This is a genomic window from Sphingomonas sp. PL-96 (genome assembly GCF_020707215.1).
GTDB lineage: Bacteria > Pseudomonadota > Alphaproteobacteria > Sphingomonadales > Sphingomonadaceae > Sphingomonas.
This window is the reverse complement of the sequence record NZ_JAJFET010000007.1, coordinates 87,743-110,909: the sequence shown is the minus strand read 5'-3', so window position 1 is coordinate 110,909 and position 23,167 is coordinate 87,743. Positions and strand designations below refer to the sequence as shown.

Here is a 23,167-nt window from a genome sequence, read left to right as displayed (position 1 = left end):
GCTTGACGGGGACAGAGTCAGCGCGACCGTGCAGATTCGGATTCGGTTATCCACACTATCCACAGCCTGGGGGCGGAATCGCACGCTGTCGATGCAGCTGTGGACGGATCCGGGGAAATGTGGACGGATCGGCTGGCTTGGCCGGGGGTTCGGGTTGCGCTAGCGGTTGTCCCCATGTTGTCCACAGATTTGTCCCGCTGAGCCATGCGGCTGCACCTGCACCTCCTGTCGGACTCCACGGGAGAGACGCTGGAGAACATCGCCAAGGCGGCGCTGGCGCAGTTCGACGGGGTCGAGACGCTCCGCCACTTCTGGCCCATGGTGCGCAGCCAGACGCACCTCGAGCGGATCCTCCAGGAAATCGCCCATAATCCGGGCATCGTGCTGTTCACGCTGGTGAATGCGGAAGTCCGCAAGACGCTGGAGGCGCGCTGCCGGGCGATGGGGCTGCCGGCGGTGGCCCCGCTCGACGGGGTGAGCCACGCGCTCTCCAGCCTGCTCGGCCAGGAGGCGAAAGCGCGGCCGGGACGGCAGCACATGCTCGATGCCGCCTATTTCGCGCGGGTGGATGCGATTCAGTTCACCATTGCTCACGACGACGGGGTGCTGTGGGAAGAATGGGAAGAGGCGGACATCCTGCTCGCCGGGGTGTCGCGATCGTCCAAGACGCCCACGTCGATCTATCTCGCCAACCGCGGCTACAAGACTGCGAACATCCCGATCGTGGTGGAATCGCCGCCGCCGACCGCGCTCTATTCGCTGAAGCGGCCGATGATCGTCGGGCTCACCACCAGCGCCGACCGGCTGATCCAGATTCGCCGCAACCGGCTGCTGTCGCTCAACCAGGCGCCGGACACCGACTATGTCGAGCAGGACTCGGTCGCGCGCGAGATCGCGTTTGCGCGGCGGATGTTCGCGGACAATGGCTGGCCCGTGATCGACGTCACCCGCCGCTCGATCGAGGAAACGGCGGCGGCGATCATCACCCTCTATCAGGAACGAAAGGGCGACCGATCGTGAGCAACAGTCTGCGCCTGGTGCTCGCCTCGCAAAGCGCGTCGCGGCGAGCGATGCTCGCGGCGGCCGGGATCGCGCATGACGCGGTTGCCAACGGCCTCGACGAGGAAGCGGCCAAGGCGGCGCTTCTGGCCGAGGGGCTGGCGCCTCGCGACTTCGCCGATGCGCTCGCCGAGCTGAAGGCGGTCCGCGCGAACACGCGAGTATCGGGCGGGCTGGTGCTGGGCGCCGATTCCGTCGTCGTCGCACCCGACGGCAGCCTGCTCGACAAGCCGGCCGATCGCGTCGATGCCGCTGCGCAGCTGCGGCGCCTGTCCGGCGCGCGCCACGATCTCTACAGCGCGGCGGTGATCGTCGAGGGCGGCCGGCCGGTGTGGCGCCACATCGGCCATGCCCGCCTGCACGTCCGGCCGCTGTCCGACGCCTTTATCGAATCCTATCTGGCGGCCGAATGGCCGGCGATTTCCGGCTGCGTCGGTTGCTATCGGGTGGAGGCAATGGGTGCGCAGCTGTTCCACCGCGTCGAGGGGGATCACTGGACCATTCTCGGCCTGCCGCTGCTGCCGCTTGCCGGCTATCTGCGCGATCGAGGAGTGTTGTTGTCGTGACTCAGCCTTATGCCGAAGTGATCGGCGATCCGATCGCCCATTCCAAGTCGCCACGCATCCACCGCTTCTGGCTCGACGCGCTGGCGATGGAAGGCGACTATCGCGCGACCCATGTCACGGCCGAGGGGCTGGAGGCCTATTTCGCCGAGCGGCGCGCCGATCCCGCCTGGCGCGGGTGCAACATCACCCTGCCCCACAAGACGGCGGCGCTCGACCATGTCGAGGATCGCGGCGGCGTGCGCCAGTCGATTGGCGCGATCAACACCGTGTTCCGCGATGGTGACGGCAGCTTGGTCGGCACCAACACCGACGCCGGCGGATTTTACGCGCCGATCGCGGGGCTGGAGCTGGAAGGCGCGCCGATCTGCGTCGTCGGTGCGGGTGGTGCAGCCCGCGCGATCCTGTTCGCGCTGTCGAAGCTGGGCGTCGGCCGGGTGACGCTGCTCAATCGTAACCCGCTGAAGGGGGCGGCGCTGCTCGCCGCCTTTGGCCTGAAGGGCGACGCACTCCCCCTCTCCGCGCCCGTACCGGCCGCCAGGCTGCTGGTGAATGCGAGCTCGCTCGGCATGACCGGCCAGCCGCCGCTCGACCTCGACCTGGCGCCGCTGCCCGAGGACGCGGTGGTTTACGACGTCGTCTATGCGCCGCTCGAAACCCCGCTGCTCACCGCCGCGCACGCGCGCGGGCTGGAGACGGTCGACGGGCTGGAGATGCTGATCGGCCAGGCGGCGCTCGCGTTCGAGATCCTGTTCGACGCCCAGCCCCCGCGCGACCGGGACGAGGAACTGCGCGCGCTGCTGCTGGCATGATCCGGCTCGGCCTCACCGGGTCGATCGGCATGGGCAAGTCGACCGTGGCGACGATGTTCGCAGATGCGGGCGTGCCGGTTTTCGACGCCGATGCTGCCGTGCACCGGTTGCAGGGACCGGCCGGGCGGCTGGTCGGGGCAATCGAGGCGGCGTTTCCCGACACGACCGGCGTGGCCGGGGTCGATCGCACTGCCCTGGGCGAAGCCGTGCTGGGCGATCCGGCGGCGCTCGCCCGGCTGGAGGCGATCGTCCACCCGGCGGTGGCGGAGGAACGCGCCGCTTTTGTCCGCGATCATGGCTCCGCGTCGCTGCTGCTGTTCGATGTTCCCCTGCTCTATGAGACGGGGGGCGAGCGCTATGTCGACAAGGTGGCGGTGGTGAGCGCCGAGGCGGAGGTTCAGCGGCAGCGGGTGCTCGCCCGCCCCGGCATGACGCAGGCACGGCTCGACGTCATCCTGGCACGCCAGCTGCCCGACGCGGAGAAGCGTGCGCGCGCCGACTTCGTGATCCCGACCGATGTTCCGCTCGCCGAAACGCGGGCTGCGGTTCAGCGCGTCATCGCTTGCCTCACCGTCGGCGAGCGCGGATAGCGACGCCATGCGCGAAATCGTCTTTGATACCGAAACCACGGGCCTCAGCTTCTCCGGCGGCGACCGCATCGTCGAGATCGGCTGCGTGGAGCTGTTCAACCGGGTCGAGACCGGGCGGGTGTTCCACGCCTATTTCAATCCCGGCCGGCCGATGCCTGCAGAAGCGCAGGCGGTGCACGGGCTGTCCGACGCGTTTCTCGCCGACAAGCCCGCCTTTCATGCCGGGATCGAGGAACTGCTCGAGTTCCTCGGCGACTGCCCGCTGATTGCGCACAACGCGTCCTTCGACTTCGGCTTTCTTAACGGCGAGCTTGGGCTGTGCAAGCGCCCGGTGATCGCGATGGAGCGCATGGTCGACACGCTGCTGATCGCGCGCAGCCGCCACCCCGGCGCCAAGCACACGCTGGACGCCTTGTGCGTGCGCTTCGGCATCGATCGCAGCCGGCGTGTGCTGCACGGCGCGCTGCTCGACGCGCAGCTGCTGTCGCAGGTCTATGTCGAGCTGATGGGCGGTCGCCAGATCGGCCTGGGCCTCGCCTCGGTGGTGCCGCAGATGGAAGAAGCCATCGTGATCGCGGCACCGAAGGTGCGCCCGCCGCGGGTTTTCGCAGCCAGCGATGCGGAACTGGCGGCCCATGCAGCGTTTCTAGAGACAGTCAAACAGCCGCTGTGGCACGCCGGGGCGGCTGATTGACGGGCCTGGGCACTGTGCCTAGGCCGGTTCAATAGAGTGGAGAGAAGTATGGACATCCGGGTTTCAGGGCATCAGGTCGACACGGGCGACGCGCTGAAGCAGCAGGTCCAGGAGCGCCTCCAGGGCATCGCCGACAAATATTTTGCGCGTGCGATCTCGGCGTCCGCCACCTTTGGCAAGGGCCCGCACGACAATGGCTTCACCTGCGACATCGTCGCCCATGTCACCCAGGGCCTGGTGCTCAAGGGGCATAACTCGGGTCAGGACGCGCAGGGCGCGTTCGTCGGTGCTGCCGACAAGATCGAAAAGCAGCTGCGCCGCTACACCCGCCGCCTGAAGGATCGCAACGCCGTCGAGGCGGCCGCCCTGGCGCAGGTGGGCGCGTATGACGATTTCGACAACGCCGGCTACACCGTGTTCGGCGGCAACGAGGCGCTGGAAGAGATCGAGGCCGATGCACCGCTGATCATCGCGGAGACTCGAGTCGACGTGCCCGACGCCAGCGTGTCCGACGCGGTGATGATGCTCGACCTGCGCAACACCAATGCCCTGCTGTTCAAGAACAGCGGCACCGGCGCGTTCAACATGGTCTATCGCCGCCATGATGGCACGATCGGCTGGGTCGAACCCAACCGCGCCGCCTGAAGGTCGCGGGGATCCCAATCGCCTGATGATCGACTTCAGCGATCTGTTGACGCCGGATCGCGTGCTGGCCGATGTGCCGGCCGCGAACCGGAAGCTGTTGTTCCAGCAGCTGGGCACGGTCGCCGCGACCGTGCCCGGCGTGGACGCGCGTGCGGCGTGCGACCTGCTGCTGCAGCGCGAGCGGCTGGGATCCACCGGCTTCGGCAACGGCATCGCCACCCCCCATGCCCGCATCGACGGGCTCATGGAGGTGATCGGCGTCTTTGTCCGCATGCCCCGGCCGATCGACTTCGCAGCGATCGACGACCTGCCCGTTGATCTTGTCTTTGCGCTGTTCTCGCCGACCGAGGGCTCCGAACATTTGAAGGCCTTGGCCCGTGTTTCCCGGGCCCTGCGGGACGCGGACTTCCGCGCCAAGCTTCGCGGTGCGGGCTCCTCCGACGCGCTATATGCGCTGTTGACGGGGGTGGAGGCACGGGATGCTGCATGATCCTGCCGTGGTGGAGACTCACTTCCGCGGGCTCGAATCACTCTATGCGGCAGCGCCGATCAACCAGCTGTTCAAGTCGCGGCTGGAGATTCCGACAAGCGGGCTGGCGCGCATCCATTTCGACATCGAGGAAGCCCACTATCACGCTGCGGGCGCGGCGCATGGCACGAGCTATTTCAAGATGCTCGACGATGCCGCCTTCTACGCGGCGAACAGCCTGGTGACGGACCGCTTCCTGCTTACCACCGCGTTCAACCTGTTGCTTACCCGCCCCTTGCGGGCCGGTCCGGTGGTGGCCGAGGGGCGCTGGGTCAGTGGCCAGCGCCGGGTCTTTGTGGCCGATGCACGGCTGATCGGCCCGGACGGCGAAGAGGTGGCACGCGGGACCGGCACCTTCATGCGCTCGCGCATCCCGCTCGCCGACCTGCCCGGCTACCAGGACGCATGAGCGACCGCCTGCCGACGGGTCTGGCGGTTAACGCGCTGGTGCGACTCGTCGACCAGGCGGGGGGCAGCGCCATGGTGCTGGCGCGCGGCGATCGCGACTCCGGAAGCGTGCTGCTGGTGGCCGAACATCGCGGCGGCCCGCCACAGCTGTTCGAGCGCGGCTACGCCCCTGACGGCAGGCAAGCCGTCGTGCAGGTCGGCCCGAGCCAGGGCGATCCGCAGATGATTCTCGACTATTGGCAGCGCCGCCGGCGCAGCGATCCGGACCTGTGGGTGGTGGAGGTGAATGTCGCAGATGCACAACGCCTCGCCGCGGAGACGATCTACGCTGATTGACTCCAACTCCCGCCCCGTTGATGGGAGTTCCACTGTTTTGTGGCGTTGTGCCGCGCCGGGGTGCGATACCGGACGGTGACGCAGTCGGGGGGAAAGCCCGGGACGATCGGCTTGCCGAGCGGCCCGCGCACCAACCGCATAACTATGATGTTCAATGTCGTCCAAGAAGCGGACCGCCTGCACTGCGGCCCTCTACCTCTGTGTCGCGCTGCTGGGCGCGATCACCACTCCGGGTTTCGCGTTCGAAGCTGAACGCGCATCCGTCGAGTCCATCAACGTGGAGAGCGCGGCAAAGGTTCCCGCAGCCCCCGTTTCCCAGTTCGCTGCCGCCAATGCCGCCGCAGCCACCACCTCGACCCTGACCAAGCCCGCCGTCACCTTTGCTGCGGCGGCTCCGATCGTCCAGGCGGTCGGCACCGCGAGCGTGACCGCCACCTTCGGGTCGCTGGCCGCCGCCGTCGCCGCCCAGCCGTCGAGCGTGGGTGAAGACGAGCAGATCGACTGCCTCGCCACCGGCATCTATTATGAGGCAAAGGGCGAGCCGCTCTCGGGCCAGCTCGCCGTTGCCGAGGTCATTCTGAACCGCACCCAGTCGGGGCGCTTCCCCACCACTGCTTGCGGCGTCATCAAGCAGCCGGGCCAGTTCTCCTTCGTACGTGGCGGCGAACTGCCGCAGCCCAACGAAGGCAGCACCGCCTGGCGCACTGCGGTCGCGGTGGCGCATGTCGCCAAGCGCGCGCTTTGGGACAGCCCCGCCGATGGCGCGCTGTTCTTCCACGCCCGCCGTCTCTCGCCGCGCTGGGGCAAGGCCCGCGTCGCGTCGGTCGGCAACCACATCTTCTATCGCTGATTCCGCGTCGGCGCGGGGCTTCCCCGCGTTCGTGGATTGTTCTAACATGCGCGGCATGAGTTCCGTGCTTGTTCCAGACAGGTCGTCCGCGCTGCCGGTGCCCGACACTGGGCCGCTGGTCGCCGCGGATGTGGCCCGCGGTGTCACTCGCCTGCTGCTCCGCCACGATTGCACCGCCATGGCCGAAGTGCCGCTCGACGGCGGCCGCCGCGCCGACCTGATGGCGCTCGACGCCCGCGGCCGCATCGTCATCGTCGAGATCAAGGTGTCGCGCAGCGACCTGCTGGGCGATGGCAAGTGGACCGACTATCTCGGCCATTGCGACCGCTACTTCTGGGCGGTGCCGGCAGGCTTCGACACGTCGGTGCTGGAGGGTGAGGGCTTTCTGCCGGAGCGCTGCGGGATTCTGGTTGCCGATCGCTACGACGCGGCGGTGCTGCGGGAGGCGGCAACCGTCCCGCTTGCCGCCGCTACCCGCAAGCGTTGCACATTGGCTTTTGCCCGACGTGCCGCGCGCCGCCTGATCGGCGTCACCGATCCCGACGCGGTGCAGGGCTGGTAGCCGCTCCAGGCGTGGCGATTAGAGCCGCGGGCCGGCGATGACCGGCTTCTTGGCCTTGGGAGCCTCATCCATCAGCTTGAGCAACGCCGGGGTGCGCGTGTCGCGGCGCGCATAGTCGCGTGCGGACAGGCCGGCGAGAATGTCGGCCTGATCCGGGTTGGCGCCGCCGTCCAGCAAGGTGCGGACCAGGTCGGTCCGCCGCAGCTGCACCGCGCGGATCAACGGCGTCTCGCCCCGCGCATTGCCCAGGTTCAGGTTCGCCTTGTAGCGGATCAGCGAATCCAGCCCCTCGGTGAAGCCCTTCTCCACCGCCAGCATCGCCGGCGTGTTCCCGTTGGCGTCCTGGATGTTCGGATCGGCACCCTTGGCGAGCAGAAAGCGCAGATAGACCGCGTCGTTGCGGCTGGTGACGATATGCAGCGCGCCGTCGCCCGAAGAGCGATCCTTGCTGTTGATCAGCAGCTGCCCAGGCTGGTTGAGGAAGTCCGTGACCTTGTCGCCGTCGCCTTTGCGCACCGCCTCCAGGAACTCGTAGCTTTGGGTACGCTGCTGGGCAGTGGCGACGGTGGGGGAGATCACGAGAGTGATGGCGACAAAGGTGCTGAGGGCGCGAGACATGGGTCGAAAGTTACTCATCCGCTGGGGCTGCTTGCAAGCGCAAGGCTATCAGATCATGGCTGATTGCACCATGGATCGCTTTGCTCGCCTTGCCCCCCTGCCCGCCTTCGCGCTGGCGCTGCTGCTTGCCGCCTGCGGAGGCGGAACCGGCGGCACTGCCCAGCAGCCGCCGCTGGCCGGCGCACGGATCGGCGGTGCCTTTGCCCTCACCGATGGCAAGGGGCAGACGGTTCGCGACAGCGATTTCACCGGCCGCTATCGGATCGTCTATTTCGGCTACACTTTCTGCCCGGACGTGTGCCCGGTCGACCTGCAGAAGATCGCTGCCGGGCTGAAGGCGTTCGAAGGCGCACACCCGGCGCTGGGCGCCAGGGTGGTGCCGATCTTCATCACCGTCGATCCGGAGCGGGACACGCCGGAAGTCGTCGGCCGTTATGTCGCAGCGTTCCACCCGCGCATGGTCGGTCTTACCGGCAGTCCCGAAGCGATCGCCGAAGTCGCCCGCACCTATGCGGTCCCGTTCGCCAAGCGCCAGGATCCGGGGTCGACCGAATATCTGATGGATCACGGGACGCAGGCCTATTTAATGGACCCGGACGGCAAGCCGATCGCGTTGTTGCCGACCGATGGCGATCCGCAGGCGATCGCCCGCGAACTCGAACGGTGGGTGCGATGAGCGACCGATTCTGGGAAGACACGCCACTCGCCAAGCTCGATAGAGCGCAGTGGGAGGCGCTGTGCGACGGGTGCGGCAAATGCTGCATCCACAAGCTGGAGGACGAGGATACGGGCGAGCTGATCGCGACCAACGTCGCGTGTCGCCTGCTCGACCGCCGCTCCGGCCAGTGCAGCGACTATCGCCATCGTCACGCCTTTGTCTCCGAATGCGTACGGCTGACCGCCCGATCGGTCCCGCACATCGAATGGCTTCCATCGACCTGCGCCTATCGCCTGCGGGCCAATGACGAGCCGCTGCCGGATTGGCATTATCTCGTCTGCGGAGACCGGGAAGCGGTGCATGCCGCGGGACAGTCCACCCGCGGGTGGACGATTTCCGAGGATGATGCCGGCGATCTCGAGCACCACATGGTCGACCGCCCGCTGTGAGCGAGCCGGCGGGCGCGCCGATCGAAGTCGTCCGGCATGCCAGAGCCCGGCGTGCCCGCCTGTCCGTGGACCCCGCGACCGGCCGGGTGCGCCTCACCCTTCCCACGCGCGCCGCGTTGCGCCCTGCCCTCGCCTGGGCGGAAAGCAAGCGTGCGTGGATCGACGCGCAACAGGCGCGCCTGCCGCAGGCGCGTCCCTTTGCGCCGGGCGAGACCATTCCGGTTGGCGATGCCACCTTGCAGATCGTCTGGGATGCGGCGGCTGGTCGCAGCCCGTTACGCGAAGGCGATGCGCTTCGCTGCGGTGGGCCGCTGGAGCGGGTGCCCGCGCGGGTGGAACGCTGGTTGCGAGGCGAATCGCTGGCGGTGCTGTCGGCGGAAACGCAACGCACCGCCGCGCGCGCGGCCGTCACCGTCAGCCAGGTGGCGATCGGTGATCCGCGCGGCCGTTGGGGCAGTTGCACCGCCACGGGTGCGATCCGCTACAGCTGGCGGCTGATCCTGGCGCCCAGCTTCGTGCTCCGCGCGACGGTTGCGCATGAAGTCGCGCACCGCCTGCACATGGATCACAGCCCCGCCTTTCACGCGGCCGTAGCCCGGCTGCTGGAGGCGGATCCGGCACCCGCGCGCGCCTGGCTGCGCGCGCACGGTGCAGCGCTTCACTGGTACGGACGCGCTTCCGGATCATAGGCTGGCCGCTCTACCGGGCGGCGCGGCTCGCCCTGCATCGCGCGCCGCGGATCATAGGGCGTGCTCCGCCGCTGGAGCTCGGGCGACGGCGCGGTACGGCCGATGGCCTGGTCGAGCCAATCCTGGTCGAGAGTCTCGCGCGGCGCCTGCTCCGCCTGCGGAGCATCCGGCTGCGGGTACTGGCCCTGCTCGGGCTGCTGCTGGCCCTCGACGGGATAGCCGTGTTCGTCGACGAACACGCCATTGTCCGGTTCGCCATAATAGGATTCGGCGTCCGGTTCCTCCTGCCAGTCGGGCAGAGTCACCTGAGTTTCGAAGTTCTCGACCGGGCGATCCGCCACCGCCTTCTGCATGAAGCTTGCAAAGGCACGCGCCGGCGCAGTGCCGCCCTGAAGCCCGCCCACAGCCCGGGCATTGTCCCGGCCCATCCAGACGCCGGTCGTAAGCCCGCTGGAGAAGCCGAGGAACCAGCCGTCCTTGTTGGAAGAGGTAGTTCCAGTCTTGCCCGCAACCGGACGCCCGATCTGCGCGGCCCGGCCGGTGCCGGTCGCGACCGCGGTCTGGAGCAGGTCGGTCATTTGCGCCGCCACATAGGGCGCGACCAGCACGCGCGAGGTATCGACCTGGTGCTGGTAGATCACCGCACCTGCGGCGGTCACGCGCGTGATGCCATAGGGCGTCACGGCCACGCCCTTCTGCGAGACCGAGGCGAACGCACGGGTCATGTCGATCAGTCGCACGTCGGAGGTGCCGAGCACCATGGCCGGGCGCGTATCGACCGGCGTCGTGATGCCGAACCGGCGTGCCATGTCGGCGACCGTGCCATAACCCACCTCCTGACCAAGCTTGGCCGCGACGGTGTTGATCGAATAGGCAAAGGCCGAACGCAGGCTCATCGCCCCGCTGAACCGGCCAGAGCTGTTGCGCGGGCTCCAGCCGTTGATCGTCACCGGCTCGTCGACCACCTGGTCCTCGGGCTTATGCCCTGCCTCCAGCGCCGCGAGATAGACGAACAGCTTGAACGCGGATCCCGGCTGGCGCGTCGCCTGAGTGGCGCGGTTGTAGATCGAGGACACATAGTCCTTGCCGCCGACCATCGCGCGCACCGCACCGTCGCGGTCCAGGGATACAAGCGCCCCCTGCACCCCAGCGGGCGCATTGGCGCGGATCGCCTGGTCCGCCGCGCGCTGCATCGGCAGGTCCAGCGTAGTCCACACGTCCAGCGGCGCGTCGGTCTCGTCGATCAGCGTCTCCAGCTGCGGCAACGCCCAGTCGGTGAAGTAGCGCACGCTGTTCTGCTTGGGCTCGGGTTCCAGCTTCACCGCGTGCGGATCGGCGGATGCGGCTTCGCTCGCGCTGATCGCGCCGGTTTCCTGCATCAGCTCCAGCACCACGCCCGCGCGTCCCACCGCCGCTTCGGCATCGGCGGTCGGCGAGTAGCGCGACGGGGCCTTCACGAGCCCGGCCACGACCGCCGCTTCGGACAGGTCGAGCGTGGTGGCGGGATGGCCGAAGAAGCGGCGCGAAGCCGCGTCGATGCCATAGGCGCCGCCGCCGAAATAGACCTTGTTCAGGTAGAGCTCGAGGATCTGGTCCTTGGTGAACTTGCGTTCCAGCGCGAGCGCCAGCACGATTTCCCTGAGCTTGCGGCTGACGGTGTAGCTGTTCGACAGGAAGATCGTGCGTGCCACCTGCTGGGTGATGGTGGAGGCACCCTGCAAGCGCCGGCCATTGCCGTGATTGTCGACGGCGAACTTGAGGATGCGGGCAACCGCGACCGGATCGACGCCCAGGTGTGAGCGGAAGCGCCGGTCCTCGACCGCGACCATCGCATCCCGCATCACCGGTGGGATCTCGTCATAGGAGATCCACTCGCCATAGCTTGGGCCCAGCGAGACCAGGATCGTGCCGTCGGCGGCACGCACCCGGATCATCTGGCCGTTGGGCGAGGACTTCATCTCGGCGAAGCTCGGCAGATTTGCCCGTGCGTTCATCACCGCGACGGTCAGGCCGAGCATCGCAAGAAGCAGCAGGGCTAGCCCCGACCCGAGGGTCCAGAGGAGGATTCGGCGCCACCGGGGCGCGGGCGGGCGTTTACGGGTACGGGTGGCCATGGAAGCGCTGCCGGAGTACGCGCTGTGGGCGCCGCCCACAAGCGCCCAACCCCGTTATTGCGATCAGCCGTCCGTCCGTCCGCGTGGACGGAAATCCAGCGCGACCGAGTTCATGCAATAGCGCAGGCCCGTGGGCGGCGGGCCATCGGGGAAGACATGGCCCAGATGCCCGTCACAGCGCGCGCAGCGAGTCTCGACCCGGCGCATGCCATGGCTGGTATCGGCATGGTTGGTGACGCGATCCTCGGCAATCGGCTGCGTGAAGCTCGGCCAGCCCGATCCGGAATCATATTTGTCGATGCTGTCGAACAACTCGTTCGCGCAGCCCGCGCAACGATAGAGGCCATCGGCCTTGTTGTCGTTGTAGTGGCCGGCATAGGCCCGCTCGGTCCCAGCCTCCCGCAGCACGTGATAGGCCTCTGGCGACAGCCGCTTGCGCCACTCGGATTCGGAAAGGTTGAGATAATCCATGGGGCTAGATGTGTTGCGCCCCGGCCGCCGCGTCAACTAGCGGAATCGAACACGCGCCGTGTGGAGGTCCACACGGCGCGTTGGAAGCGAATGTTCAGCGTGTGGCGACGAGCCGGTGGCTCAGTCCTTCCAGGCCCAGTAGAGCTGTGCCGGCGGCACGTTCCACCATTCCATGTCGTGGTCGATGCGTTCGAAATTGGGCGCCAGGAAGTCGCGCACCTTCGGGCTGAACTGATAGACCAGGAACGCGCCGCCCGGGCGCAGCACCTCTGCGGTGGCATCGGCGATCTTCTCGCCCACACCTGCCGGCAGGGTGGAGAAGGGCAGGCCCGACAGCACGTAATCGGCGTTGGCATGGCCGTGATCGGCGACGATCTGGACCACGTCGGCGGCCGACGCGTGCACCGCCGAAAAGCGGGAGTCGAGAATCGTGCCGTTCAGATAGTCGATGAACTCGGGGTTGGTGTCGATCGCGATCAGCTGCGCGTCCGGCGCCATCCGCTCCAGGATCGGGCGGCAGAAGGTACCCACGCCGGGACCATATTCGACGAACACCTTGGTGTTGGCCCAGTCGACGGGCGCCAGCATCTTGCGGATCAGCTTGCCCGAAGAGGGGATCACGGACCCCACCATCACAGGATGCTTGACGAACCCGCGCAGGAACATGCCCGCCGGGGAAGGAACGCGCTTGCTGCTCCGTCGGCTGGCGGTGGTGGAACTGGTGTTCATGGAAATCCTTGGGCGGGGCGGCCGGGGCCGCGTCGAAGGTGTCGTCGCAAAACCGAAACGAAGATGCAAGCCGAACGGTTTCGTCCTGACGCAATGCGGGTTCACCCCGCGGCAAACGGCGCCCCTGCCAAAATCTCCGGCGCGCCGCCACCCCTTAGGATGACGACGCGCCCGTTCCTCAGTCTTTCTTGGCCCGCGGCTGCACCATGCCGGGCGCGATGAAGCCGATCGGCTGGATCGCGACGGCGTCCTGCTTCAGCCGCGCCGACATCTGGCGATACTCCTGCTCCATGTCGGCAGTGACGGACGCGCGCGATTCAGCGAGTGCCTGGCGGAAATGACTCATCCGCACGGCCGTGTTGGCGAGCGACTCGCGCAGGGCCATCAGGCCGGCGCGACGCACCACATCCTCCAGATCGGCGCCGGTGAAGCGCTCCGTCTCGGCCGCCACCGCATCCAGGTCTACGTCGTCGGCCAGCGGCATCTTCTCGGTCTGGATCGACAGGATACGCCGACGTCCGGCCTGATCCGGTACGCCGACATAGATCAGCTCGTCGAAGCGGCCCGGCCGCAGCAGCGCCGGGTCGACCAGGTTCGGCCGGTTGGTGGCACCGATCACCACCACCGACTGCAGCTCCTCCAGCCCGTCCATCTCGGCCAGGATGGTGTTCACCACGCGCTCGGTCACCTGCGGCTCGCCCATGCCGCCGCCACGCGCCGGAACCAGGCTGTCGAGCTCGTCGATGAAGATCACGCAGGGCGCGACCTGGCGGGCGCGGGCGAACAGCCGTGCTATCTGCTGCTCGCTTTCGCCATACCATTTCGACAGCAGGTCGCTCGACTTGGTGGCGATGAAGTTCGCCTCCGCCTCGCGCGCGACCGCCTTGGCGAGCAGCGTCTTGCCGGTGCCCGGCGGCCCATAGAGCAGGAACCCCTTGGCCGGACGGATGCCCAGCCGGCGGAAGGCGTCGGGTGACTTGAGCGGCAGCTCGACACCCTCCTTCAGCCGCATCTGCGCTTCGTCCAGCCCGCCGACATCGTCCCAGCGGACGGTCGGCGCCTGCACCATCACCTCGCGCATGGCCGACGGCTGGACGCGCTTCAACGCCTCCAGGAAATCCTCACGCCCGACCGACAGCGTATCCAGCACCTCGGCCGGGATCGTCTGTTCGGACAGGTTGAGCCGCGGCATGATTCGCCGCACCGCCTCGATCGCGGCCTCGCGGGTCAGTGCCGCCAGATCGGCGCCGACGAAGCCATAGGTGGTGCGCGCCAGCTCGCGCAGGTCGACGCCCTCGCCCAGCGGCATGCCGCGGGTGTGGATGCCCAGGATCTCGCGGCGCCCGCGCTCGTCCGGCACGCCGACCACGATCTCGCGATCGAAGCGGCCGGGCCGCCGCAGCGCCTCGTCAATCGCCTCCGGCCGGTTGGTGGCGGCGATCACCACGACGTTCGCGCGCGCCTCCAGCCCGTCCATCAGCGTCAGCAACTGAGCGACCAGCCGCTTCTCGGCCTCACCCGACACCTGTCCGCGCTTGGGCGCGATCGAATCGATCTCGTCGATGAAGACGATCGAGGGCGCGTTCTGGCTCGCTTCCTCGAACACCTCCCGCAGCCGCTTTTCGGATTCGCCATAGGCGGAGCCCATGATCTCGGGCCCGTTGATCAGGAAGAAGTCCGCGTCGCTTTCGTTTGCGACCGCACGCGCCAGCCGCGTCTTGCCGGTGCCGGGCGGGCCATGGAGCAGCACGCCCTTGGGCGGATCGACGCCCAGCCGCTGGAAGAGTTCGGGATAGCGCAAGGGGAGCTCGACCATCTCGCGCAGCTGGTCGATCGTGCCGGCCATGCCGCCGATGTCGTCATAGGTGACGTCGGCACGGCGCGCCTCGCGCGGCTCCTCATATTCGGGCCGCAACTCGATCTCGGTGTTCTCGTCGATGTGCACCACGCCCTTGGGCGTCGAGGAAACCACCGCCAGGCGGATCTCCTGCAGCGCATAGGCAGGCGCGTTGACGAAGCGCTGGATGGCGGGATCGGTCACCCGCTGGTGGCCCGCCGTGGCCACCACGTCGCCCTGGCAGAAGGGCCGGCCGAGGAACGTCCGCTTGAGGGCGTTGCTCGAGCCCTGGAGCCGCAGGTTCTGCTGGGCGGGTGCGAAGACGACGCGAGTCGCGGCCTTGGACTCGACGCGATTGACCTCGACGAAGTCACCGGCACCGACGCCGGCGTTGGCGCGCTGCAAGCCGTCCAGGCGGACCAGGTCCAGCCCCTCATCCTCGCTGTAGGGGCCGACCACGCGGGCGGGGGTGGTGCGCTTGCCGACGATCTCGACCACATCGCCCTCGGTGACGCCAAGCGATGCCATAAGCGTGCGGGGCAGATGGGCGATGCCGCGGCCGCTGTCCTCCGGCCGGGAATTCGCCACCTGTATCCGGCGCGCCTGCGATTGGTCGTCGGCCATCGGCATCCTTTCACCTTCTCGAAACGAGTGCGGGAGATAGGATCGGGGGTCGGCCGGGCAAGGCGCAAAAAAAAGGCCGGTCACAAGGACCGGCCGTGAAAGGTTTAGGAGAGGATGCCTGAAAGGCCTGGTCCGTATGCGGCGACGGCCATTTTTGTGCAAATGCGAAAGGAATTAGCGCGGTTGCAATTTGTGCAACCAAAGACCTAGTTTATCACGTGCGTGCGGGTGCTACCGCTATCTCGGCGCGTTCCATGGTGCGGTGCAACAACAGGTTGGAGCTGATGCGGCGTCTTCCTCCTCTTACGGCGATCGAAGCCTTTGTGCATGTCGCCCGACTCGGATCGATCAAGGCAGCGGCCGAGGAGCTGGCGCTGTCGAGCCCGGCGCTCAGCCGGCGCGTGCAGGCGCTGGAGCGGTTCATCGGCAAGCCGTTGTTCGAGCGGCGGCACCAGGCGCTGCGCCTCAACCATGACGGCGAGCGGCTGCTGGGGATGATCTCGCACGCGCTGGATACGCTTTCGGATGCGGTGGAGCGCATGTCGGCGGGATCGGACCTGCTGCGTCTGCGGCTGGGCGTGTTGCCCCTGTTTGCGACCCAGAAGCTGATGCCGCGGCTCGGTGACCTCAAGCGCCGCCATCCGGAACTGCACCTGGACGTGGACACCGCCGGGCACAGCCTGGCGCGGCTTGGGGACGGCATCGACGTCGGCATCGTGCTTGGCCACACCATCGACCCGGCGCTTTATTCCCGGCGGCTCGACCGCAACCGCGTCTATGCGATCGCCGCGCGCGCGCTGGTGGAGGAGATGCCGCTGACCGATCCCAAGCAGCTGGCGAAGCTCACCGCGCTGATTCACCGCGACATGCCGGATACCTTTACCGATTGGCGGCAGGCGGCGGGGCTGCCTTATCTGGAGCCGGCTGCGACCGACTTCTTCGATTCCGGCGCCCTGATGCTGGAGGCCGCCGCACAGCGGCTGGGCGTCGCCTTCATGCTGGAATCGCATTTCGAGGAGGCGAGGGACACGCGGCTCGTGCGGCTGTTCGATATGTCGGTAGAGAGCACCTACAGCCACTGGTTCGTCTGCCGGCCCCGCATGATGCAGCAGGAGCCCGCACGGCTGTTTCACGACTGGCTGGTCGAGGCGCTGGGCGCACAGGATATCTGACCAACGCCGACCCGGAGCACGCCGTTTGTGCTGAGTAGGGGCTGAGCGAAGTCGAAGACCCGTATCGAAGCAGCCGTGGCGGTCCTTCGATACGCCATTTCGACTTCGCTCAATGGCTACTCAGGACAAACGGGGGCAACGTCATGGTGACCGAGCCAGCCCCCAAAAACAAAGCCGGCCACCATGGGGTGACCGGCTCGCTATCATCAGGCCTCGCTGCGGGCCTTCAGGATCTTGCCCGGCTCGCGCGGCGGCTCGCCCTTGGGGAGCGCGTCGACGGCGTCCATGCCGTCGATCACTTCGCCCCACACGGTGTACTGGCCGTCCAGGAAGCGGGCGTCGTCGAAGCAGATGAAGAACTGGCTGTTGGCCGAGTTCGGATCCATCGTGCGCGCCATCGAGCAGGTGCCGCGGACGTGCGGCTCACGGCTGAATTCGGCCGGCAGGTTCGGCTCCTTGGAGCCGCTGGTGCCGGTGCCGGTCGGATCACCGCCCTGCGCCATGAAGCCCGCGATCACGCGGTGGAACACGACGTTGTCGTAAAAGCCGCTGTCAGCGAGCTTGGTGATCCGCTCGACATGCTTGGGGGCCAGGTCCGGACGCAGCCGGATACGCACCTCGCCCGTGTCGAGCGTCATCACGAGCGTGCTGGGAAGTTCGGACATAAACGCTCCGGATTTCAGGAGAAAAAGGAGCCAAGTCCGTAGAGCGGCGGCCTGGAGGTTGCAACCGCGGCCACCGCCGCTAGAGCGGGCGGGCAACGCCAACAAGGGGAGCCGAGCCATGAGCGAGACGGAGCTTCCCGCCCACGACATCGCCGACAGCGAACTGGACGCCGACGACCGGCTGAAGCCGGAGTTCGTGCGTGCGGTGCTCGATGCGGTCGAGGCCGATGATGTCGAAACGGTGCGCGCTCTGGTCGAGCCGCTGCACCCCGCCGACCTGGCCGACCTGTTCGAGCTGGTGCCGGGCGAGGCGCGCGCGCCGCTCGCCTCTGCCGTAGCCGATCGCCTGGACGGCGATGTTCTGGCGGAAATGAACGACTGGGTTCGCGACGCGCTGATTGACGCGCTCGAACCGCACCAGGTCGCCAATCTCGCCGCCGAGCTCGACACCGACGACGCCGTCGCGATCATCGAGGACCTGGACGAGACCGACCAGCGCGCCGTGCTGCGCGCGCTCGACCCGGACGATCGCGCTGCGATCGAGGAAGCGCTGAGCTACCCCGAGGAGTCCGCCGGCCGCCTGATGCAGCGCGAGCTGATTGCGGTGCCGGAGCATTGGACGGTCGGCGACGTGCTCGACTTCCTGCGCAGCAGCGAGTCGCTTGCGACCGACTTCTGGGAAATCTTCGTGGTCGATCCGGCGCATCGCCCGGTCGGCACCTGCCAGCTGTCCTGGATCCTGCGCTCGCCGCGTTCGGTGTCCGTCAGCGACGTGATGAAGCGTGAGCAGACGCTGATTCCGGTCGACATGGACCAGGAGGAAGTGGCGCTGCGCTTCCAGAAATATGCCCTGATCTCGGCCGCGGTCACCGACGGCAGCGGGCGGCTGGTGGGCGTGATCACCGTCGACGACATCGTCCACATCATCCAGGAAGAAGCCGGCGAGGACGCACTGCTGCTTTCCGGCGCGGGTGAGGGCGACATCAACCAGCCGGTGCTGGAAAGCTATCGCACCCGGGTTCGCTGGCTGGTGACCAATTTGTTCACCGCGCTGGTCGCCTCCACCATCATCGCGCTGTTCGAGGATACGATCGCGCGCATGGTGGCCCTTGCCACGCTGATGCCGATCGTGGCGGGGGTCGGCGGCAATGCCGGTACCCAGACCATGGCGGTAACGGTGCGCGCGCTGGCCACCAACCAGCTCACTCAGTCGAACACCTTCCGATCGGTCCTGCGCGAGATCCAGGTGGCGCTGATGAACGGCGCCACCATCGCCCTGCTGATCGGGGTCGGGGTAAGCCTGGTGTTCGGCAATCCGATGCTGGGCGGGGTAATCGGCGCGGCGATGATGACCAACATCCTGATCGCGGGTCTGGCCGGCGTGCTGGTGCCGCTGACGCTCGAGCGGTTCGGCGCCGACCCGGCGGTCGCCTCGTCGGTGTTCGTGACGATGACGACGGACTCGATGGGGTTCCTGGCGTTTCTGGGCTTGGCGACCGCGGCGGGCCTTACCGGCTGACTTGAGCCGGGACGGCCCAATCCCCAGATCAGCCCTGTGCCGCTCCATCTTACCAAGGTCGCCTTTGCGATCGAAAGCGTCGACCACCTCGCCGAACGGCTGCGCCTGCGCGCGGCCGAGGGTGGGGCGCTGACCACCCGCTATCTTCCCAAGCGCGCCGCCGAAATCGACGGCGGATCGCTGTTCTGGATCCTGAAGCACCAGCTGGTCGCGCGCTCGCCGATCCTGGGCTTTGGCGAGGCGGAGGGTGGCCGGGTGGCGATCCACCTCGCCGCCGAGCTGGTGCTGGTGCAGGCCCGGCCCAAGCGCGCGCACCAGGGCTGGCGCTATCTGGAGGCGGCCGATGCGCCGCCGGACCTGGGCGAAGGACTGGGCGACATCAACGCGCTGCCGCCCCGGCTCATCGGCGAGCTGTCCGCGCTCGCGCTGATCTGAGGTTCAGCGCGCCAGCGTCGGAAAGGCGGCGCGAAATGCCACCACCTTGGGCGCATCCCAGCGCACGATGTACGGATAGCGCGGGTTCCGCCGCGCAAAGTCCTGGTGATAGCCCTCGGCTGGATAGAATTGGCCGCGTTCCAGGGTGGTGACGATCGGTCCGTCGAAGCGCCTTGCCGCGTCCAGCTGCCGGATATACGCGGCGGCTGCGGTTCGTTGCGCGGGCGTCTGCGGAAAGATGGCCGAGCGATAGCTGGGCCCGCGGTCCGGCCCCTGGCGGTTGCGCTGGGTGGGATCGTGCGCGACCGAGAAATATACCCGCAGCAGCGTGCCATAGCTGACGACGCGCGGGTCATAGGTGATTCGGACGGCTTCGGCATGGCCGGTGCGCTCGGTCGCAACCGCGTCATAGCGGGCGGTCGCCTGCGTCCCGCCGGCATAGCCGTTGGTGACGTCCGTCACGCCCTTCACCCGTTCGAACACCGCCTCCAGGCCCCAGAAGCAGCCCCCGGCGAAGACGGCGGTGGCGCGGCTGCCGGCGGCGGGCACGTCCTGCTGGATGGCGGGGATCGCGACCGCATGCTCGGCCTCGGCAGGTGCCGCAAGGCTGCACGCGGTCAGCGGGAAGAGCAGGGCGAGGCTGTAGCGCATGCCCTTGATATGGGCGCGTTTTGGCGCCGCAACAGGGGGTGGCGAAGCGATGCTCCGCCGAAGGTCAGCTGGCGGCGCGCTCGACCGGCGCGTCCCAGACCGACGCCTGTGCCGGCTGAGTCACCTGCACGCCCACCAGGGCCACCGCGCCAAGCGCGAAACCGCCCAGGAAGAGGCGGAGGAAACCGGGGCGCGAATGGGTGTTGGTCATGGTCGTCGTTCCGTTGCTGCGCGGCAACGCCCCCGCCGAATGCAGGGACGACGCGACGCAATGTCGTTTCGATGGGACGGGAATAGGCCGGCGGGTCTGAACCACGGCTGGCCTGGCCGTTCATCGCCCGTTGCCAAGCCGCGGCCGTCTTAGCAAGACACGAAACTGAAACATTGCGGTGCAGCACCCCGCCGCGACGAGTGCGCGGCGGGGGGAAGGGGTCAGCGCAGCGCGGCGCAGGCCGTCTGGATGCGGGTGCAGGCTTCGCGCAGCACGTCTTCCGAGGTCGCGTAGCTGATGCGCATCGCGGGCGAGAGGCCAAAGGCAGCACCGTGCACGACCGCGACCTTGGCGTCCGACAGCAGATAGCCGGCGAAATCCTCGTCGGTGGCAATGACCTGGCCGTTGGGCGCGCTCTTGCCGATCAGCCCGGAAATCTCGGGATAGACATAGAAGGCGCCTTCGGGCGTCGGGCAGGTCACGCCTTCGATCTCGTTGAGCATGCCGACCACCAGGTCGCGGCGCTTCTGGAAGGCGGCCGCGCGCTCCTTCAGGAAGCTCTGGTCGCCGTTCAGCGCCGCCACCGCTGCTGCCTGGGCGATGGAGCAGGGGTTGGAGGTGGACTGCGACTGGAGCTTGGACATCGCCTTGATCAGCCACGCCGCACCGCCCGCAAAGCCGATCCGCCAGCCGGTCATCGCATAGGCCTTGGAACAGCCGTTCACGGTCAGCACGCGATCAAAGAGCGACGGGCAGACCTCGGCGATCGTCGCAAAGCGGAAATCGTCGTACAGGATGTGCTCGTACATATCGTCGGCGAACACCCAGACCTGCGGATGGCGTTCGAGCACCTGGCCCAGCGCGCGCAGTTCCTCGACCGTATAGGCGGCTCCCGTCGGGTTGGACGGGGAGTTCAGGATCACCCACTTCGTGCGCTGGGTGATCGCCGCCTCCAGCTGTTCGGGGCGCAGCTTGTAGCCCTGGTCGGCACCGGCCTGCACCACCACCGGCGTGCCGCCGGCGAACTGGACGACGTCGGGATAGCTCACCCAATAGGGCGCCGGCACGATCACTTCGTCGCCCGGGTTCACGGTCGCCACCATCGCGTTGAACAGCGTATGCTTGCCGCCGACGTTCACGCTGATCTGGTTGGGCGCATAGCTGAGGTTGTTGTCGCGCTGGAACTTGGCGACGATCGCCGCCTTCAGCTCGGCCGTGCCGTCGACGTTGGTGTATTTGGTTTTGCCCGCGCGGATGGCCTCGATCGCCGCGTCCTTGACGAAGTCGGGCGTGTCGAAGTCGGGCTCGCCGGCACCCAGGCCAATCACGTCGACGCCCTGCTGCTTGAGCTCCAGCACCTTGGAGGTGATGGCGAGCGTGGGCGAGGGGCTGATACGGTCGAGCGCGGCAGAGGTCTTCATCGGAATTCCCGCTGGAGAAAAGGCGCTGGCGCCTTAGCGGGGGGAGGGAGCCTCCGCAACCAAGCGCGCACGAATAAGGCCGCGAAGGGCGTTGCCGACGTAAAATCCTTGCGCGAGATCGGCCGGATGAAGGGGTGTTTCGACCGCCCGGCCTTCCTCCAGCAGCTGTGCCCGAAGCACCCCGGGAAGCAGTCCGCTCGAAAGCGGCGGCGTGTGGAGCAGGCCGCCTCGCCCGACGAACAGCGAGGTGAAGCTGCCCTCGGTCAGCTGACCATCGGCGGCCAGGAACGCGACCTCGAAGCACCCGGCCTCGCGCCGCGCGGCATCGTAGAAGCTGCGATCACTGGTCTTGTGGCGCAGGCGGAAGTCCGCAGGGTGGACGGGCAGCGGCACCACGGCGACCGACACCGGCTCTTCAGGCGGGGGCGGGAGTGGCCCGGCCTCGACCGCGATCGCGCCGCTTGCCGACAGCAGCAGCCGCACCCGCGACGGCCGCTCCAGGCGAAAGGTCGCCGCCTGCAACTCGTTGCGCGCTGCGTGGCGATCGAAGGCAAAGCCCAGGCTGCGCGCGCTCGCCTTCAGGCGTTCGAGATGGCGTTCCAGCAGCGGGATGCCCTGGCGCGGATCGAAGGCCATGGTTTCGATCAGGTCGAAGCGCGGCTGGCCCAGGCAGAGGAAGCGGCCCTTGTCGTGGCACTCGCGCCACTCGGCAGCCGCCGTCGAATCCGCGACCACGCCCGAACCCAGCCCCAGCGAGGCCGTCTGCGCGGCGGGCTTCAGGTGCAGCGTACGGATGGCGACATTGAACGACGCGTCGCCGTCCGCGTCGATGCGCCCGATCGCGCCGGTGTAGATGCCGCGCGGCGACCCCTCGACCGCCTCGATCACCTCCATCGCCCGCCGCTTTGGTGCGCCGGTAACGGACCCGCAGGGAAACAGCGCGGCCAGCGCCTGGCCGGGCGTGCAGTCCGGCGCCAGCGTGCCCTGCACGCCCGATACCATCTGGTGGACGGTCGGATAGCGCTCGACCACGAACCGCTCCGGAACGGCAACGCTGCCTGGCACCGCCACGCGCGCGATGTCGTTGCGCAACAGGTCGAGGATCATCAGGTTTTCGGCGCGCTGCTTGGGGTCGGCAGCGAGCGCCGCCGCTGCGGCGGCATCGCGCACCGGATCGGGGTCGCGACGCGCGGTGCCCTTCATCGGGCGGGCGGAGAGGGTCGTCCCGTCGAGGCGAAAGAACAGCTCGGGTGAAAAGGACAGCAGCCAGTCGGCACCGGTCCACACCAGTGCGCCATGCCCCGCCGCCGCCCGCGGCCGGATCGCCGCATATAGCGCGCGCGGGTCGCCCAGCATCGGCACCGTCGCGCGAAACGTGAGGTTGGCCTGGTAGATGTCGCCCGCCTCGATCCATTCCCGCACCCGCTCGAACGCGCGGGCATAGTCGGCAAAGCCGAGTTCGGGCTGCGGTGCGCCCACCCACGCCCCTGCGGGATCGGGCAGCAAGGCGTCCGCCTCGACCCCCTCAAAGCCGTCAAAGATGCCGAACCAGCCCAGCGGCAACGGTGCCTCGCGCGGAGCGCTAAGCCCCTCGGCGCCGCGCCCTGCTTCGTAGCTCAGAAAGCCGGCGACTGCCCGACCTTCTTCCCGCGCGCGATCGAGCGCCTCCAATAGCGTCGCGACCTCCCCAGGCGTGTCCGCCTGCACGGTTGCAACCGGTGCGCGGTACAGCCGGGCCGTGCCGCCGGGGCGGGCGTCGTCCAGCAGGACGAAGGGGGTGGCGTCGTGCAAGCGCATCGTCCGGCCGCTTGCAGCGGCGCGGCGCTTGCCGCAACCCCGCATGCGCGCCTATCCCG

Annotated in this window: 27 protein-coding genes; 17 read left to right on the top strand and 10 right to left on the bottom strand. The window is 68.0% G+C overall.

Annotated elements, in window-relative coordinates:
• Positions 1–204: 204 nt before the first annotated feature.
• From LK533_RS13370 to LK533_RS13320, 11 genes are all read left to right on the top strand, one after another.
• Positions 205–1,020 (top strand): pyruvate, water dikinase regulatory protein, encoded by an 816-nt coding sequence (locus tag LK533_RS13370; protein WP_229363557.1) that lies wholly within the window; start codon positions 205–207, stop codon positions 1,018–1,020.
• A gap of 50 nt (positions 1,021–1,070) precedes the next feature.
• The gene (locus LK533_RS13365; RefSeq protein ID WP_229363662.1) at positions 1,071–1,625 is read left to right on the top strand and encodes a Maf family protein; all 555 of its coding nucleotides are present in this window, start codon (positions 1,071–1,073) and stop codon (positions 1,623–1,625) included.
• A complete protein-coding gene (locus LK533_RS13360) occupies positions 1,622–2,434 on the top strand; it encodes a shikimate dehydrogenase family protein (RefSeq protein WP_229363556.1) in 813 nt (270 codons plus the stop codon). The genes LK533_RS13365 and LK533_RS13360 overlap by 4 nt, the downstream gene beginning before the upstream one ends.
• Positions 2,431–3,024 (top strand): dephospho-CoA kinase, encoded by a 594-nt coding sequence (gene coaE / locus LK533_RS13355; RefSeq protein ID WP_229363554.1) that lies wholly within the window; start codon positions 2,431–2,433, stop codon positions 3,022–3,024. Before LK533_RS13360 ends, coaE begins: the two co-directional genes overlap by 4 nt.
• A 7-nt stretch (positions 3,025–3,031) precedes the next feature.
• Entirely contained in the window at positions 3,032–3,718 is a 687-nt protein-coding gene (gene dnaQ / locus LK533_RS13350; RefSeq protein WP_229363553.1) for a DNA polymerase III subunit epsilon, read from the top strand.
• Between the two features lie 48 nt (positions 3,719–3,766).
• Complete coding sequence (gene hpf, locus LK533_RS13345) at positions 3,767–4,363, top strand: ribosome hibernation-promoting factor, HPF/YfiA family (protein WP_229363552.1); 597 nt, start codon at positions 3,767–3,769, stop codon at positions 4,361–4,363.
• A 25-nt stretch (positions 4,364–4,388) separates the two neighbouring features.
• Positions 4,389–4,853 carry a PTS sugar transporter subunit IIA gene (locus tag LK533_RS13340; RefSeq protein ID WP_229363551.1) on the top strand — a complete coding sequence of 155 codons (465 nt, stop codon included), beginning with the start codon at positions 4,389–4,391 and terminating at the stop codon, positions 4,851–4,853.
• Complete coding sequence (locus LK533_RS13335) at positions 4,843–5,301, top strand: PaaI family thioesterase (protein WP_229363549.1); 459 nt, start codon at positions 4,843–4,845, stop codon at positions 5,299–5,301. Before LK533_RS13340 ends, LK533_RS13335 begins: the two co-directional genes overlap by 11 nt.
• Positions 5,298–5,636, top strand: coding sequence for a DUF1491 family protein (locus tag LK533_RS13330; RefSeq protein WP_229363548.1), 339 nt, complete (start codon positions 5,298–5,300; stop codon positions 5,634–5,636). The genes LK533_RS13335 and LK533_RS13330 overlap by 4 nt, the downstream gene beginning before the upstream one ends.
• 154 nt (positions 5,637–5,790) lie before the next feature.
• A complete protein-coding gene (locus tag LK533_RS13325) occupies positions 5,791–6,486 on the top strand; it encodes a cell wall hydrolase (RefSeq protein WP_229363546.1) in 696 nt (231 codons plus the stop codon).
• Positions 6,487–6,541: 55 nt separating this feature from the next.
• The gene (locus LK533_RS13320) at positions 6,542–7,048 is read left to right on the top strand and encodes an MmcB family DNA repair protein (protein ID WP_229363545.1); all 507 of its coding nucleotides are present in this window, start codon (positions 6,542–6,544) and stop codon (positions 7,046–7,048) included.
• A gap of 18 nt (positions 7,049–7,066) precedes the next feature.
• On the opposite strand, the gene LK533_RS13315 is transcribed toward LK533_RS13320, so the two are convergent.
• On the bottom strand, positions 7,067–7,666 hold the full coding sequence (locus LK533_RS13315) for an ankyrin repeat domain-containing protein (protein WP_229363543.1): 600 nt from the start codon (positions 7,664–7,666) through the stop codon (positions 7,067–7,069).
• A 55-nt stretch (positions 7,667–7,721) separates the two neighbouring features.
• Between LK533_RS13315 and LK533_RS13310 the strand changes: the two genes are divergently transcribed.
• From LK533_RS13310 to LK533_RS13300, 3 genes are all read left to right on the top strand, one after another.
• A complete protein-coding gene (locus tag LK533_RS13310) occupies positions 7,722–8,342 on the top strand; it encodes an SCO family protein (protein WP_229363541.1) in 621 nt (206 codons plus the stop codon).
• On the top strand, positions 8,339–8,773 hold the full coding sequence (locus LK533_RS13305; RefSeq protein ID WP_229363540.1) for a YcgN family cysteine cluster protein: 435 nt from the start codon (positions 8,339–8,341) through the stop codon (positions 8,771–8,773). Before LK533_RS13310 ends, LK533_RS13305 begins: the two co-directional genes overlap by 4 nt.
• 65 nt (positions 8,774–8,838) lie before the next feature.
• Positions 8,839–9,462 (top strand): YgjP-like metallopeptidase domain-containing protein, encoded by a 624-nt coding sequence (locus LK533_RS13300; RefSeq protein WP_229363539.1) that lies wholly within the window; start codon positions 8,839–8,841, stop codon positions 9,460–9,462.
• On the opposite strand, the gene LK533_RS13295 is transcribed toward LK533_RS13300, so the two are convergent.
• The 4 genes from LK533_RS13295 to LK533_RS13280 all read right to left on the bottom strand — a co-directional run bounded on the left by LK533_RS13295 (position 9,432) and on the right by LK533_RS13280 (position 15,237).
• Entirely contained in the window at positions 9,432–11,576 is a 2,145-nt protein-coding gene (locus LK533_RS13295; RefSeq protein WP_229363538.1) for a transglycosylase domain-containing protein, read from the bottom strand. The two genes, LK533_RS13300 and LK533_RS13295, sit on opposite strands and share 31 nt — an antisense overlap.
• 63 nt (positions 11,577–11,639) lie before the next feature.
• Entirely contained in the window at positions 11,640–12,047 is a 408-nt protein-coding gene (gene msrB, locus LK533_RS13290) for a peptide-methionine (R)-S-oxide reductase MsrB (RefSeq protein ID WP_229363537.1), read from the bottom strand.
• 120 nt (positions 12,048–12,167) lie between these two features.
• Entirely contained in the window at positions 12,168–12,713 is a 546-nt protein-coding gene (locus tag LK533_RS13285) for a class I SAM-dependent methyltransferase (RefSeq protein ID WP_420705864.1), read from the bottom strand.
• 241 nt (positions 12,714–12,954) lie between these two features.
• On the bottom strand, positions 12,955–15,237 hold the full coding sequence (locus LK533_RS13280; protein WP_229363535.1) for a CDC48 family AAA ATPase: 2,283 nt from the start codon (positions 15,235–15,237) through the stop codon (positions 12,955–12,957).
• A 284-nt stretch (positions 15,238–15,521) separates the two neighbouring features.
• On the opposite strand from LK533_RS13280, the gene LK533_RS13275 reads away from it, so the two are divergent.
• Positions 15,522–16,409 carry a LysR substrate-binding domain-containing protein gene (locus tag LK533_RS13275; protein WP_229363534.1) on the top strand — a complete coding sequence of 296 codons (888 nt, stop codon included), beginning with the start codon at positions 15,522–15,524 and terminating at the stop codon, positions 16,407–16,409.
• 206 nt (positions 16,410–16,615) lie between these two features.
• Here LK533_RS13275 and LK533_RS13270 read toward each other — a convergent pair whose 3' ends face one another.
• On the bottom strand, positions 16,616–17,074 hold the full coding sequence (locus LK533_RS13270) for a peptidylprolyl isomerase (protein ID WP_229363532.1): 459 nt from the start codon (positions 17,072–17,074) through the stop codon (positions 16,616–16,618).
• 118 nt (positions 17,075–17,192) lie between these two features.
• On the opposite strand from LK533_RS13270, the gene mgtE reads away from it, so the two are divergent.
• Both mgtE and LK533_RS13260 read left to right on the top strand, forming a co-directional pair.
• The gene (gene mgtE / locus LK533_RS13265) at positions 17,193–18,593 is read left to right on the top strand and encodes a magnesium transporter (protein ID WP_229363531.1); all 1,401 of its coding nucleotides are present in this window, start codon (positions 17,193–17,195) and stop codon (positions 18,591–18,593) included.
• 36 nt (positions 18,594–18,629) lie between these two features.
• A complete protein-coding gene (locus LK533_RS13260; RefSeq protein ID WP_229363530.1) occupies positions 18,630–19,028 on the top strand; it encodes a DUF1489 family protein in 399 nt (132 codons plus the stop codon).
• Positions 19,029–19,031: 3 nt separating this feature from the next.
• Here LK533_RS13260 and msrA read toward each other — a convergent pair whose 3' ends face one another.
• The 4 genes from msrA to pabB form a co-directional block, all read right to left on the bottom strand.
• A complete protein-coding gene (msrA, locus tag LK533_RS13255; protein ID WP_229363529.1) occupies positions 19,032–19,679 on the bottom strand; it encodes a peptide-methionine (S)-S-oxide reductase MsrA in 648 nt (215 codons plus the stop codon).
• Positions 19,680–19,743: 64 nt separating this feature from the next.
• Positions 19,744–19,890: a hypothetical protein gene (locus LK533_RS13250; RefSeq protein WP_229363528.1), complete on the bottom strand. Its 147-nt coding sequence runs from the start codon at positions 19,888–19,890 to the stop codon at positions 19,744–19,746.
• A gap of 221 nt (positions 19,891–20,111) precedes the next feature.
• Entirely contained in the window at positions 20,112–21,311 is a 1,200-nt protein-coding gene (locus LK533_RS13245) for a pyridoxal phosphate-dependent aminotransferase (RefSeq protein WP_229363527.1), read from the bottom strand.
• A gap of 33 nt (positions 21,312–21,344) precedes the next feature.
• Positions 21,345–23,108, bottom strand: a complete 1,764-nt coding sequence (gene pabB, locus LK533_RS13240) for an aminodeoxychorismate synthase component I (RefSeq protein ID WP_229363526.1) — start codon at positions 23,106–23,108, stop codon at positions 21,345–21,347.
• Positions 23,109–23,167: the final 59 nt, after the last annotated feature.